Genomic DNA, 13,942 nt, shown 5'->3' with positions numbered 1-13,942 from the left:
CGATGGTAGTGTGGCATTCGCCATGCGAGAGTAGGACACTGCCAGGCACCCAATTAGCAATAAGCTAGCCGAATGCGGAGCGGTAGTTCAGTCGGTTAGAATACCGGCCTGTCACGCCGGGGGTCGCGGGTTCGAGTCCCGTCCGCTCCGCCACTAAATAGAAGGCCTTCCCGATTGGGAAGGCCTTTTTGCTATGGTCGATTTGCCCGTTCGGCCACAACGTTGCACACCAGAATAGACACCAAAGCCCGGTCTGATGACCGGGCTTTTTCGTATGGAAATCCACCCGGCTTGTTTATTTTTACTGGTCTGCTTTTGGCTTGTGGTGCGCGATTAGGGTTGTATCTCGCTTATAACTCGGTAGAGTAAGGGCATCTTGAGTTTGCCTGTCCCGCGCCGAGTTCGCCGGGTTCCAGGTGTAACTTGGCCAGTTTTTATCAACCTTAAGCTAGTGGTATCGATATGGAACAAGTAAACAAGTCCACCTTCAGCGATGTACTGGAATATGTGCGTATGTCCCGTCGCCAGAACAAACTCAAGCGTGAAATTGCGGATAACGAGAAGAAGATCCGTGACAACCAGAAGCGTGTACTGCTGCTCGATAACCTGAGCGACTATATCAAGCCGGGTATGAGCATCGATGAAGTGCAGGCCATTATCGCCAACATGCGTACCGACTATGAAGAGCGAGTGGATGACCACATCATCAAGAACGCCGAGCTCTCCAAAGAGCGCAAAGAGCTGAGCACCAAACTGAAGAGCATGAGCTCCCACAAGTAATGCTTCGCTTACCATGTTAAACAACACCGGCCATTGGCCGGTGTTTTGTTATCAGCTCTGATCTCTGCCACTCCTGCAACAATCGGCTCCCCTTTTTAGAGTTGCCCTGTTACCATCAATGCAAAGCGGTCAATAGTTTCAAGCCATTGACTTGAAACGACTAAGCTTGATTGAAACACAATAAATTGCGCAACCATGGTGGGGCTTTTATGGGCGCATCAGAACAGACGGATTTGACACAAGTGGCATCTCAAGATTCATCTGTCCAGACCACGGACGGGAACCCCAAGCGCAAGCGTCGTCCCTGGTGGCGCTGGCTGTTTTGTTTCCTCTTCCTCGCGTGTCTTGGGGCTGTGATCGCTCTGGTTGGCTACGAGATGAAAACCTCGAAGCTGCAATCTCAGGAGATCTCGCGCTATGCCGCCAAGCTTACCTATCAGGTTGAGCCCGGCCAGAGCAAGCAAATCGCTTTCCCTGAAGATGGGCCGTTCGACAAGCGACTTGGCTACGTACAACTGCCAATGATGCAGGAACGGCTGCTGCAACGGGGCTATCAGGTGAGCAAGCAGGTGCATTTCTCCGATGCGCTCTACGACTACGCCAAGCGTGGCTTCTTTGTCCCCTATACCGAGAAGGTTCAGGCCGGGCTGTCGCTCTATGATTGCCGCGCCGAACCTTTCTACCAGTTCCGGTATCCGACCCATCACTATCCGGATTTTGCCTCGATCCCGCCGCTCATCATCCAGTCGCTGCTCTTTATCGAGAACCGCGACCTGCTGAGCAATGAGGAGCCGTTGGCCAACCCGGCTGTGGATTGGCCACGCTTTGCCAAAGCGGCTGTTTCTCAGGTAGGCAAAGCGCTGGATATGCAGGATCAATCTGCTGGCGGCAGTACGCTGGCGACTCAGGTGGAGAAGTATCGTCACTCTCCGGATGGCTTGACCATGTCCCCCACCGAGAAGATCCGCCAGATGGCATCTGCCAGTGTGCGAGCCTACCGACTTGGGCCAGAGACACTGGAGGCGCGCAAACTGGTGGCTTGGGCCTATCTCAACTCGGTGCCCCTCTCGGCTGCTCCCGGCTACGGCGAGGTGCACGGGTTGGGTGATGGGCTCTGGGTCTGGTTTGGTGCCAATGTCGAGGATGTGAACCGTCTGCTGGATCCGGCGCGTAACCAGAATGCCTCGCTGGCAGAGCAGGGCCTGGCGCTGCGTCAGGTGGTGTCTCTGATGATCGCCCACCGCCGTCCCTCCTACTATCTGGCTCAGGGGCGGAGTGCGCTGGCAACGCTGACCGACAGCTATCTGCGCCTGTTTGTGCAGGAGGGGATGATTACGCCTCCGCTGATGGAAGCCGCCCTCAAGGCGAAGGTAACTTTCCGCGACTTTTTGCAATCTCCGGCGGTCACCAAGGTCAATAACAGCAAGGGGTTGCAGGTAGCGCGTACCCGTCTGAGCCGGCAGCTCGGGGTGCAGCTTTACGATCTCGACCGGATGGATCTGACCGCTGAGACCAGCCTCAATATGCCGCTGCAGAACGAGATCTCTCACTATCTGCAGCAGCTGGCTGACCCCGCTTTTGCGGCACAGGTCGGCCTGTTTGGTGAGCGCCTGCTTTCGCCAGAGAAGACCGGTGATGTGCGTTACAGCTTCACCCTGTTCGAGAAGTCGCCGGAAGGGTTCAAGGTGCGGGTACAGACCGACAACACCGATCAGCCGTTCGACATCAACGAAGGATCCAAGCTCGAGCTGGGCTCCACTGCCAAGCTGCGGGTGCTGACCACCTATCTGGAGATAGTGGCCGAGCTGCATGACAACTATGCCGACATGCCGGCAGCGAGCCTGCGCAAGCTGGCCGATGCCTCTCAGGATAATCTCAGCCGTTGGGCCATCTCCTATCTGATGACCGCGAAGGACAAGAGCCTGCCCCCGATGCTGGAAGCCGCGCTGGATCGCCAATACTCCGCAAGCCCCAGCGAAGGCTTTTTTACCGGTGGCGGTATGCACACCTTCAACAACTTCCGCAAAGAGGATAACGGCCGCATCCCGGCGATTCGCGATGCGCTGCGCGAGTCTATCAACCTGCCGTTTGTCCGCCTGCTGCGTGACATTGTGCGTTACAGCCTCTACAAGGAGGGGAACCGCGCCCAGCTGCTCAAGGATGACAAGGATCCCCGTCGTCAGGAGTATCTGGCCAAGTTTGCCGACAAGGAGGGTCAGACCTATCTGCTGCGCTTCTGGCGCAAGTATCACGGCAAGAGTGCCGATGAGCAGCTCGATACCTTCCTGGATGGGTTGAAGCCGAGTGCGGTGCGTTTGGCGGCGGTTCACCGCTATCTGATGCCAGATGCTGACCTGGCGACCTTCTCAGCCTTTCTTGCCAAGCGTCTGCCGAATGAGAAGCTGAGTGCAAAACGGGTCGAGCAGCTCTATGTCAGTTACGGCCCCGGCAAGTATTCACTGCCGGATCAGGGCTACATCGCGCGGGTGCACCCGCTGGAGCTGTGGCTGCTCTCCTACCTCAAGGAGTTCGACAAGGCGACTTTTGCCGATGCGGTTGCGGCAAGCCGTGACGAGCGCCAGGAGGTTTACAGCTGGTTGTTCAAGACCCGTCACCGCAGTGCCCGTGACAGTCGTATCCGCACCATGCTGGAGGTTGAGGCCTTCCTCGATATCCATCAGCGCTGGGCGCGGCTGGGCTATCCATTCGACCATCTGGTGCCGTCGCTGGCGACTGCGTTGGGCAGCTCGGGCGATCGTCCGGCAGCCTTGGCCGAGTTGATGGGGATTATCCAGAACGGCGGGATCCGGGTACCGACGCTGCGCATCGAGCATCTCTCGTTTGCCAGAGGTACGCCTTTCGAGACCGAGTTCGATCCGACTCATACCGAAGGGACACGCGTCTTGCCGGCCGAGGTGGCGACAGCGCTGCGCAATGCACTCTCCAAGGTTGTCGAAGGGGGGACGGCGAAACGGATTGCCGGTGCCTTTACCATGCCGGACGGCACCGTGCTGGCAATGGGCGGCAAGACGGGGACCGGTGACAACCGGATCGAGACGGTCGGGCGTTATGGCAATGTGACCAGCTCGCAGGCTCGCAACCGTACCGCGACCTTCGTCTTCTATCTGGGGGATGATCACTTCGGCACACTGACGGCTTACGTGCCGGGCAGCCAATCCGACAAGTTCCGGTTCACCTCGGCGTTGCCGGTGCAGGTGCTCAAGGGGATGGCGCCGCTGCTGATCCCCTATCTGCAACCGGGTTCCCATACCCAGTGTCTGGCCACTCAGTGAGTAGCAGACAGAGATAAAAACGGGGAGGCTGTGAAGCCTCCCCGTTTTTTATTATTGAATACAGAGCTCTCGCTGACTCGTCAGGCGTTCAGAATGAACTGTTCAATCACCTGAGCCACGCCATCTTCATCGTTGCGAGCCGTTGTGTGCTGGGCCAACCCCTTGATCTCATCGGTGGCGTTACCCATGGCGACACCCAGTCCTGCGTATTCGATCATATGGTGGTCATTGCCGGCATCGCCGACGCAGATCACCTGATCGGCGGTCAGACCAAGGTGATCGGCCAGTGCGGCAACCCCGGTCCCCTTGTTGCTCTGCTTGTTCATGAATTCGAGGAAGAAAGGAGCGCTCTGTACCACTGTGTAGCGCTCATAGAGCTCTGCAGGCAGGCGCTCGATGGCACGGGTGAGCTGGGGCGGCTCGTCGATCATCATCACCTTCATGATCTGCTCGTCGGCCGGCAGGGTGGCGAAGTCGATCAGATTGATGGGCATGCCGATGAGACGGGATTCATGCTCGGTGTAACGGCTGACGCGCGGGCTGATAAGCCCCTTGGTGACAGAAAAACCGTGGACGTTCACCTCCAGCTCGTCGGCCAGTTTGGCGACGGCGCTGGCATCGCTGCCGGTCAGCAGCTGGCTGCGGATGATGCGCTGATCGGCAACCTGCTGTACCAGAGCGCCGTTGTAGCAGATGACATAGTCATGCTCCCCGGTGAGGCCGAGCTCGACCAGATAACGACTCATCCCCTCCAGCGGCCGGCCAGAGGCCAGTACCACGGTGACACCTTTGGCACGAGCCGCCGTGATGGCGGCGTGGGTGCGGGGAGTAATCTGGCCTTGCGGGTTGAGCAGGGTGCCATCCATATCCAATGCGATCAGCTTGTACATCATTCACTACCTGAGTCTGGGCGGCCCGCCCAATGGGGCCTGGGAAGTGGCGAGTGTAGCGAAAATCGGCGGCCGGATCACGGTCACGACTGATATGAATAGGGGCAGTTTGGCCTATTTATGCCCCTCATAGGGGATCATCTGAAGTTGATCCTCCCGGATGCAAAAGTGGATGGGGCCGTGTTCGATATCTACCCGGTTGTGGTGATGGGCCATCTCTACCTCGATACCGGGGAAGAGATGCTGGGTAGCGATGATGTCCATCTCTGCCATCAGCTTTTGCAGCTCTTCGTGGTTGGCCGCAAGTTGCTCTTCCAGCTGACGGAGCTCCTGCTGATGGCGCTCGCGGATTGGTTTGAGCTTGCGCAGGGTATCGGGATTGCGTTTTTCAGTGGGGAGTTGCACCAGCCGCATTACCAGCTCCTTGATCTTGTCGAGCTGCTCCTGACAGAGCTGTTGCTGTTGTTTGAGCTGATGCTCCTGCTCCTTGTGAGTAAAGTAGCCGCCAAGGATCTGCAGCTTGGTATGGTTGCCGGCCGATGCACCGAGCACGGGAGAGATGATGAGCCGGTTGGCGATGGCGAGCCCTCCCAGCAGGTTTCCTTTGCGCATCCCGCTGTCACCCACCTTGATGTCCTGACCACTGCGGCTGTAGCAGTGGCTGAGCTGGGTCTGGATCTGGATATCACCGCCGGCCTCCAGCTGGGCATATTGGGCGTAGTTGGCGTGGATCTCCCCTTGTGCGTTGAGCTGGCATAGGTACTCGCCCTGTTCATTGCGCCGACCTATGATGCCGTGGCGCACAGTGATAGTTCCCCCCGCTTCAATCCAGCCCCCTTCGATAAAGCCGCCGACGACGATGTCACCGCTGACCGAGATCTTCATGCCCGGATTGACATCATCATTGACGATGAGTCCTCCCTCGAAGGTGATGTGACCATGGCGGGCATCCACCCGCTTGACGCTCAGCACCTCATCCACCTTCATTCCCGCCTTCTCCTGACAGGGGAGTCCGGCGCGGCTCGCAATCAGCAGGTCCGGGTCATCGGGCGAGAAGAAGGTGCCCTCTCCGGCACTCATGGGACTGTCCTTGCCATGCTTGGCGGGGAGTTCCTGACCGGTCACGGTGAAGCCGGGGACGCCCTGAGTGGCCGGGTGACGGCGCATCAGCTGGGCACCTGCCTTGACGGTGACGATGGAGCCGAGATCCCTCAGATCGACCCGGCCATGATCCAGCTCCTGAGGTTTGAGAATACGTTCAGCCGGGGTCTCCACCAGCCGCTCGTAGCGGGTGTCCTGACCGTTGACGGCGGCCTGGCCACGGGCGATGACCAGTTTCAGCATGCTGCCGGGGGCCGCCTCTTTGGCGGAGAGGATGGCGGTAGCAAGCAGAGCCTCGCTGACCCCCTGCTTCACCTCGCTGATGGAGATCGCCTCTTGCAACTGTTCGAGGGTCAGGTACTTGCCACCCCAGTCGGCGGTGAGCTGGGCGCTGGCACTCATCCGATCTTTCTCGACCAGAATAAGCACCTTGGCATCGTGCCGCTTGGCGATGGGGATGGGAGTCGTTGGAACAGAGGCGGCAGGGTTGCCTTGCAGCATGTTGAGCAGGGCGATCGACTGTTTGATCCCCTCCGTCAGAGGTTGATAGCGGCGGCAGTTGGAGGCGAGCAGCAGGGTCTGCACATCCTGTTCGGTGACAGGTTTGGTGAGACCCGGCGCGATGCGCAGGCAGACCTGATCCATGTCACTTGATAGCAGCAGCCACTCTTTGCTTAACACCGGCTCTCCTTGCTGGGTGGGAGAGGGAATAGCCCCTCTACTGTCATTAAATCTCTCAATGATGGATAAAGCGAATCACTGAGCCGAAGAGTGTGCAGTATTTGGATATTTCTGCTGGAAGGTCAATGGATTGAGTGCAAATGGGTGACGGGATCGTAAGAAATGACAGTGCTGATTGGAGATGACCCGGCCCAATGCCGGATCATGGAAACGAGCCTGTGCGGCGCAGAAGATTCAGGATTGGTTTTCAGCGTAGGTCAGTCGCCGAGCCGGGCTGTTCTGGTCAGGGTGAGGTAATCGGCCAGTACCGGCAATCCCAGCAGATGGCGGCGCAGCATGTCGAGGGCGGCGAAGGCGAGGATCTTGCGGCGGCTCTCGGGATCCGGGTGGCTGACCTTGAGGGTCTGACCAAACGGTTGTCCATCGGCACAGAGCAGCAGTGGCACGCCGTTCGGGCCAGCCCGGCCTATGGTCAGACTCACTCCATGGGGAGTGCCCGTCAGCTGGGCAAGCTCACAGCCCAAGGCACTGCTAAAACTGGCCTCCAACGCTGCGTGTTCATGGCACATGGCAAGCAAGGCCCCCTGGCTCTCACATTCATACAGTGCGAGTGGTTTCTCTCCCAGCAGAGTGAGGATCTGCTGCGCCGGTTCGATATCCCCTCTGCCGACCAGCCAGGGCTCGATGGTGGCGAGCAGCCGCGCTTCGGCTGCATCCATGTCTGCCGTGCTGGCACCGTGGCCAATGAGCTTCAGCTCGATGAGCGGCATGGCGGATCGGTAACCGAGTTCGATGCCGCTGGGCCAGGGGGCCACATCCAGCATATCGCTGAGGGCTGATTCCGAGATGCCGAAGGTGTAGAAGCGGCGCAGCTCGGTATCGGTCCGGACGCCGGCCAGCACCTTGAGGCGCGGCATGATCTGCTCGCGAACCATCTGTTTGAATTCGAAGGGGACGCCCGGGGTGAAGAAGAGGCGGCTCAGGCCGTGGCTGGCCGGGTGATTGACCACAAAGCCGCAAGCGGTACCGACCGGGTTGTCGAGTATCTCGCAATCCTGCGGCAGCCAGGCCTGCTTGGCATTGCTGGTTGGCATGGTACGGCCGCGGCTGGCGTAACGCGCTTCAATGGTGGCGAGCCAGTCCGGAAACAGGGTGAGCGGCTGGCCGAAGGCCTCGGCCGCTGCCTGGGCGGTGAGATCGTCGGCAGTGGGACCGAGCCCGCCACACACCAGCACCACCTCGGCGCGGCTGGCGCTCTCCTGCAGCACGTTTTTCATGTCGGTGAGGTTGTCCCCCACCGTCAGGCGGCGGCGCACCTGCCACCCCTGTTCCAGCAGCAGAGCGCTGAGCCAGGCGGCATTGGTATCCACCACCAGTCCCGTCACTATCTCGTCTCCGGTGCTGATGATCTCGATACGCATGGCGGGCTCCTTGTGCTGAAACGGGGAAAAGAGAGGGCTATTGGCCTGCGGGGATCAGGGCTTGTTGTGCTCGAAGTAGTAACTGATCCGGGTACGCGGGTTGAGGTACTCGAACACCGCAGGTGGCAACCGCTTGGGATGGATCACTTTGGCGATGGAGAGCTCGGCCTGCTGCAGGTCGATGATGGCCGCTTCCTGACGCGGGATGCGCGGATCGTACACCAGCACCGAGGGGTAGAGCAGGCGGGAGGCGTTGACCGACATCACCAGCCCTACCTGGCCGTTGGAGAGCTGTACCACGCTGCCGGGCGGGTAGATCCCCATCAGCCGGATCAGCATGCTGAGGTACTCCGGATTGAACTGGGCCTTGCGCTGCTTGTAGAGACCGCTCAGGGCCGAGTAGGGCACCTTGGCCTGCATGTGGCAGAGGTTATCGTATTCGTTGATGAGGGAGACCATCTGGGTGAGCGGATCGAGCTGCCCCTTCTTGAGCCCCTCCGGGCCGCTGCCATCCAGATATTCGTGGTGGTGCAGCACAATGCCCTTCGCTTCGGCCGGAAAATCCTTGGCCAGATTGAGCAGGTCCAGCCCGTAGCGCGGGTGCTGGGCCATCAGGTTCTGCTCCGGCTTGGTCAGCGGCTCGGTCTTGCGCAGGATCTGGCTCGGGATCTTCAGCTTGCCGATATCGTGGAACAGTGCCCCCATGCCGACCTGGCGGATCTCGTCGGCCGTCATGCAGCACTCCTTGGCGAGCAGCATGCTGAGCACGCTCACATTGAGGGAGTGGAAGTAGAGGTTGTTGCCATCCTCGCCGTCAGAGACCAGATGGAGCACCATCTCGTCTACCGAGAGCAGTTGCTCGGTCATGGCGTTGACCAGCTCCTGCGCCTCGCCGATGGCATTGAGGGGGCGAGACTGGATCTTGCTCATTACGCTGCGCACCTGCGCCAGCGATTGCTGGAACTGCTTTTCGCACTGCTGCAGATTGCGGCGATACTGCTGCAACTGCTCGATGCGGCGATCCTTCTCCTGCTGCATCTGGGCCTGACGCTGGGCTGCATCGGCGTTTTCCGATGGCTGGGTGACGGCATGTGCCTGCTCGAGAGGCTTGGGCGGCACATCGCTCTTGTCGGGAATGATGGTCACCAGTTTTAGGCCTAGGCGACGGATAAGTTCGATCTCTTCTTCATTCTTGATTTTGAAGCTGGAAAACAGGAACGGGTGTTCGCGCCACCCCAGTGGCAGGGATACATAGTTGCCGACTTGCAGTCGATCTACGGAAATCTTGATACCGGTCATTATCTTGGATGCAGGGGAGATACTGAGCCGTATGCTAGTCAAAGGCGAGGGTGAATACAAAAGGTATCTGATGACAGGGTGAACGCTTTATTATAGGCTTCTGGATGTCCAGACATATTTACCGATGCAGTACAGGGAGTAAGCATGCCGATCAAGATCCCGGACCAGTTACCCGCCGCCGAAGTGCTGGGGCAGGAGAACATCTTCGTGATGACGGAATCACGGGCCGTCACCCAGAACATCCGCCCACTGCGGGTGTTGATCCTCAATTTGATGCCCAAGAAGATTGAGACCGAGATCCAGCTGATGCGGATGCTCTCCAACTCGCCGCTGCAGGTTGATGTGGATCTGCTGCGCATCGACGATCGGGAGTCGAAGAACACGCCGCAGGCGCATCTGGAGAACTTCTATCACGACTTCGAGCAGGTGCGTGGCAACAACTACGACGGCATGATCATCACCGGGGCTCCGCTCGGGCTGGTGGAGTTCGAGGAGGTGGTTTACTGGCCGCGCATCGTCGAGATCATCGAGTGGTCCCATCAGCATGTGACCTCCACCCTGTTCCTCTGCTGGGCAGTGCAGGCGGCGCTGAAAGCCCTATATGGCATGGAGAAGCAGACCCGGGGCGAGAAGCTCTCCGGCGTCTATCACCACCACCGTCTCGATGAACACGAGCCGCTGCTGCGCGGCTTTGATGACGAGTTTGTCGCACCGCACTCCCGCTATGCGGCGTTCGATGGCGACCTGATCCGTGCTCACACCGATCTGCAGATTTTCGCGGAGTCAGCAGAGGCGGGCGTCTATCTGGCGGCCACCAAGGATTGTCGTCAGGTCTTCGTGACCGGCCATCCCGAGTACGATGCGTTGACCCTTGACGGTGAATATCGCCGGGATCTGGCCGCGGGGCTCGACCCCATCATCCCGGTCAACTACTACCCGAACAACGACCCGAGCCAGACCCCACGCGCCAGCTGGCGCAGCCACGGCCATCTGCTGTTCTCCAACTGGCTCAACTACTATGTCTATCAGCTCACCAGCTACCGGGTGGAGGATATCGGCAAGGTCTTTACCTACGACCAGAGCGGCAAGTAGTTCAGGCGTTGTTCTCCAGTCGCTCGGCCTGCTGCTGCAGCCAGTGGCGGTGGGTATCCAGGGTGAATGCCTTGGGTCTGTGGGCTTTGACGGTGGCCATCGCCTCGTCGAGGGGCTGGCCAAGGGAGATCAGCAGAAGGGCGGCCAGCAGTCCGGTGCGACCGCTTCCCCCCTTGCAGTGGATGACCAGATGTTTGCCATCGTGCAGCAGCTCGGTCAGCCGGGGCAGAAGTTGCAGCCAGCTCTGCTCGAAACGGGAGTCGGGGGCCTGATCATCTTCGATGGGAAGGTGGAACCAGCGCATTCCCTCCCGTTCGACCTGCACGCCAAGGTGGGCGAGGTCGAAGCGGGTCAGTTCGGCGTCAGTCATCAGGGTGATGACGGCGTGGGCACCGGCCAGTCGCAGCTGGTCGAGGGCGAGAGTCAGCGGCACCTGCTGGGTGCCCGGACAGGGGGTCAGCAGCAGCTGACCATCGACGCGGGGAAGCTCCAGGCTCCAGAAGGGATGAAACGGGTGCATGGCGGATCCTCGTGTGGTGGCCGGTTTACCGAGCCCGGCGAATGGCGCCAAGCATAGGCAGGGCGGGGGGGATGTCAATGGCCGTTGTGTTTGGCCCGGTTTACGGGCAGAGTCTAAAAAATTGAGCGGTTAGAGGAGTGAAGATGAGAAATCTGGATCAACTGGATTTGGATATCCTGGCCCATCTGTTTCGGGATGCAGGCATGACCAACAAGGATCTGGCCGCGCTGGTGGGGGTTGCTCCCTCCACCTGTCTGGAACGGGTACGCAAGCTGCAACAGGACGGGGTGCTCAAAGGGGCGCACTGCGAGGTCGATTATCAGGCCCTCGGTGGTCACATTCAGGCCATGGTCTCCCTGCAACTGGCCCGCCATAGCCGCCAGATCATCGATGATTTTCGCGATGCCATTCTGGTGCTGCCCGAGGTGATCAGCCTGTTCCACATGGGCGGCAAGGATGATTTCCTGGTGCACCTCTGCGTGGCCGATACCGAACACCTGCGCAACTTTGTCTTCGATCACTTCACCTCCCGCGAAGAGGTGGTGCATCTCGAGACCTCGCTGGTGTTCGAGCACAGGTTCAGCCGCTCGCTGCCCTGTTTCCCCCAGCCATAACGCCAGTGTGAAAAAACCGCCTTTCGGCGGTTTTTTCTATCGGGTTGCGCTGGTTGATGGCGCCTCTTCGGCAGCGGCGGTTCGCTCATCTTTAGCCGTCCGGTAGAGCCCCTTCTGATAAGCAAGGCTGCCCCAGAGCGCCAGCCCCAGCGTCGCCTCTTTCATGGCGGCTGGTTGTGCCACCGGCGTCAGCGTTTCGGTGGCATCGTCATAACGATACCCCTCCGCCGGACGTTCCGGTTGCAGGATCACCACATCCTGGCCGCGCATCAGGGCAAAGTTCTTGTCGTACTGCATGATGGCGCGCCCCGGCCAGTCGGCGGGCATGCGGGTGAGATCCTTGCCGAGCATCGGATAGTCGGCACTGATCCCCATCAGGGAGAGCAGGGTCGGTGCCATGTCGATCTGGCTGACGATGCGCGGATCTTTCTTCGGCGCTATGCCGTCGCCCACGATAACCCCCGGGATATGGAAGCGGGGAATGGGCACCAGACTGGCGCCACTGACCCGGCTGTCGTGGTCGGCGATGACCAGAAACAGCGTGTCTTTCCAGTACTCCGAATTTCTCGCCTTTTTGAAGAACTCGCCAATGGCGTAATCCGCATACTTGGCCGCGTTGTTGCGGGTCTGCTGGGGCTGCTCATAGAGGGCGATGCGATTGTCGGGAAATTCGAACGGATCATGGTTGCTGGAGCTGAATACCAGACTGAAGAAGGGTTTGCCCTGTTTGTGCAGTTCTCTGAAGGTTTCGTCAGCCTTGGCCATCAGGTCCTCGTCGGAGGCGCCCCATGAGCCCTTGAAGACCGGGTTGGTGAAATCCTTCTGCTCGACGATGGTGGTGAAGCCGTTGCCGAGGAAGAAGCTGCGCATATTGTCGAAGTGGCTCTCGCCGCCGTAGATAAAGCTGGTGTCGTAGCCCCTTTGTTTGAGCAGATCGGCGATGGTGAAGAAGTTGGTCTGGCTCTTGCCGAGCTTGACCACAGCTTGTGCCGGGGTCGGCGTGAAGCCGGTCAGCACGGCCTCGATGCCGCGCACCGAGCGGGTGCCGGTGGCGTAGAGCTGCTCGAACGCCCAGCCCTGTTGCGACAGGGCATCGATGTTGGGGGTGAGCGGCAGGCCGCCGAGGGAGCCGACGAACTGGGCGCCGAGGCTCTCCTGCAGCAGGATCACCAGATTCTTCGGTTTGCCGCCGTAGCTAGCTTCGTTGAAGGTCTGGCTCGGCAAGGTGTCGGAGCTGAACTCATGGGCGGCCCGGCCACTCTCCTGACGCACAATCTCGATAATCTGCTTGTCAGTCATCTTGCCGTAAAACTGGCTGGCATCTTCCTCTGCTCCCATCTGCTTGATGGCAAAGAAGAGGGAGTAGGCGGAGTTGACGGTCAGCGCATTGACCAGCGGGTCATCGGCAAAGGCGACCATGGCCGGGTTCAGGGCGCGATGGCCCAGGCTGGAGCGGGCACCGAGAAAACCTATGGCCAGAATGAGCAGGGCGAAGGCGGGCCGCCAGTACCAGCGCGGGAAGGTGAGATCGCGCAGCAGACGGCCGCTCAGCCACCAGCCTCCGGTCAGCACGGCGCCACTGAGGACCACCGCCAGCAGCAACTCGGCTTTACGGCCTGCCCACAGCATGGAGAGCACCTCTTTCGGATAGATGAGGTACTCCACATAGAGGCGGTTGGGGCGCACGCCATATTCGGTGACAAACGAGGGGGTGGAGATCTCGAGGAAGAGCATCAGCCAGAGCCCGACGGTCAGCCAGACGCGCATCAGCTGCATCCAGCCCCGACCGATGGCGTGAGGCCCGGCCAGCAGCAGGGTAAACATGGCCGGAACACCCCAGAGCCAGCAGATAGTGGCAAAATCGACCCGGATCCCTTGCAGCAGCATCTCCTGCCAGCCGGCGACGGCATCGACCCGTTCCAGTTGCCAAATCCCCAGCGCAATACGGCTGAGGGTCAGAGAGCCAAGGGCAAGCGCACAGAAGACGGCAAAAGGCCAGAACGGGCCTAGCCGCTGTTTCAGAGTTGTCATGGTTGTTCCTGATTGAGCCTGTAAGCATCTGTCCACAGATGCTTTTTTTGTTTTGTTGGGAGATATGACAAGGAGATGGGGAGAAGGTTGCGCGCTGATCGCGGTAAAAGAGATAAATTGCGTGCTGCTTATGCAAAAGTGTGACATCCGACCGCCATTGCACACAGCATAACCTGCTGCCGGAAGTGTGAGCCCACGCGCTAATGGGGTCATGACAGCT

At 59.6% G+C, this 13,942-nt stretch carries 10 protein-coding genes and 1 tRNA gene; 5 read left to right on the top strand and 6 right to left on the bottom strand.

Features of this window, described 5'->3' with window-relative positions:
• Positions 1-76 precede the first annotated feature (76 nt).
• The 3 genes from AAHA39_RS20000 to AAHA39_RS19990 all read left to right on the top strand — a co-directional run bounded on the left by AAHA39_RS20000 (position 77) and on the right by AAHA39_RS19990 (position 4,073).
• A tRNA-Asp gene (locus tag AAHA39_RS20000) sits at positions 77-153 on the top strand.
• A 309-nt stretch (positions 154-462) separates the two neighbouring features.
• Positions 463-780: a PTS system regulator TmaR gene (tmaR, locus tag AAHA39_RS19995; RefSeq protein WP_033115541.1), complete on the top strand. Its 318-nt coding sequence runs from the start codon at positions 463-465 to the stop codon at positions 778-780.
• A 209-nt stretch (positions 781-989) separates the two neighbouring features.
• Positions 990-4,073, top strand: coding sequence for a transglycosylase domain-containing protein (locus tag AAHA39_RS19990; RefSeq protein WP_320657262.1), 3,084 nt, complete (start codon positions 990-992; stop codon positions 4,071-4,073).
• 80 nt (positions 4,074-4,153) lie between these two features.
• Here AAHA39_RS19990 and yidA read toward each other — a convergent pair whose 3' ends face one another.
• From yidA to AAHA39_RS19970, 4 genes are all read right to left on the bottom strand, one after another.
• Positions 4,154-4,963, bottom strand: a complete 810-nt coding sequence (gene yidA, locus AAHA39_RS19985; protein WP_320657279.1) for a sugar-phosphatase — start codon at positions 4,961-4,963, stop codon at positions 4,154-4,156.
• Between the two features lie 114 nt (positions 4,964-5,077).
• The gene (locus AAHA39_RS19980; protein ID WP_320657263.1) at positions 5,078-6,745 is read right to left on the bottom strand and encodes a DUF342 domain-containing protein; all 1,668 of its coding nucleotides are present in this window, start codon (positions 6,743-6,745) and stop codon (positions 5,078-5,080) included.
• A 257-nt stretch (positions 6,746-7,002) separates the two neighbouring features.
• Positions 7,003-8,166 (bottom strand): competence/damage-inducible protein A, encoded by a 1,164-nt coding sequence (locus AAHA39_RS19975; protein ID WP_320657264.1) that lies wholly within the window; start codon positions 8,164-8,166, stop codon positions 7,003-7,005.
• A 54-nt stretch (positions 8,167-8,220) separates the two neighbouring features.
• The gene (locus AAHA39_RS19970; RefSeq protein WP_165791465.1) at positions 8,221-9,465 is read right to left on the bottom strand and encodes an HD-GYP domain-containing protein; all 1,245 of its coding nucleotides are present in this window, start codon (positions 9,463-9,465) and stop codon (positions 8,221-8,223) included.
• Positions 9,466-9,609: 144 nt separating this feature from the next.
• On the opposite strand from AAHA39_RS19970, the gene metA reads away from it, so the two are divergent.
• Positions 9,610-10,557 (top strand): homoserine O-acetyltransferase MetA, encoded by a 948-nt coding sequence (gene metA, locus AAHA39_RS19965; protein WP_042032834.1) that lies wholly within the window; start codon positions 9,610-9,612, stop codon positions 10,555-10,557.
• Between the two features lies 1 nt (position 10,558).
• On the opposite strand, the gene AAHA39_RS19960 is transcribed toward metA, so the two are convergent.
• Positions 10,559-11,077, bottom strand: a complete 519-nt coding sequence (locus AAHA39_RS19960) for a phosphatase domain-containing putative toxin (protein WP_320657265.1) — start codon at positions 11,075-11,077, stop codon at positions 10,559-10,561.
• A gap of 143 nt (positions 11,078-11,220) precedes the next feature.
• Between AAHA39_RS19960 and AAHA39_RS19955 the strand changes: the two genes are divergently transcribed.
• Positions 11,221-11,691, top strand: a complete 471-nt coding sequence (locus tag AAHA39_RS19955; protein WP_033115549.1) for an Lrp/AsnC family transcriptional regulator — start codon at positions 11,221-11,223, stop codon at positions 11,689-11,691.
• A gap of 36 nt (positions 11,692-11,727) precedes the next feature.
• On the opposite strand, the gene AAHA39_RS19950 is transcribed toward AAHA39_RS19955, so the two are convergent.
• A complete protein-coding gene (locus AAHA39_RS19950; RefSeq protein ID WP_320657266.1) occupies positions 11,728-13,722 on the bottom strand; it encodes an LTA synthase family protein in 1,995 nt (664 codons plus the stop codon).
• Positions 13,723-13,942: the final 220 nt, after the last annotated feature.

The sequence above is a fragment of the Aeromonas sp. SE22 genome (assembly GCF_038739755.1).
GTDB classification, from domain to species: domain Bacteria; phylum Pseudomonadota; class Gammaproteobacteria; order Enterobacterales; family Aeromonadaceae; genus Aeromonas; species Aeromonas jandaei.
The sequence above is the reverse complement of the archived record's forward strand: the minus strand, read 5'-3'. Positions and strand labels throughout refer to the sequence as shown.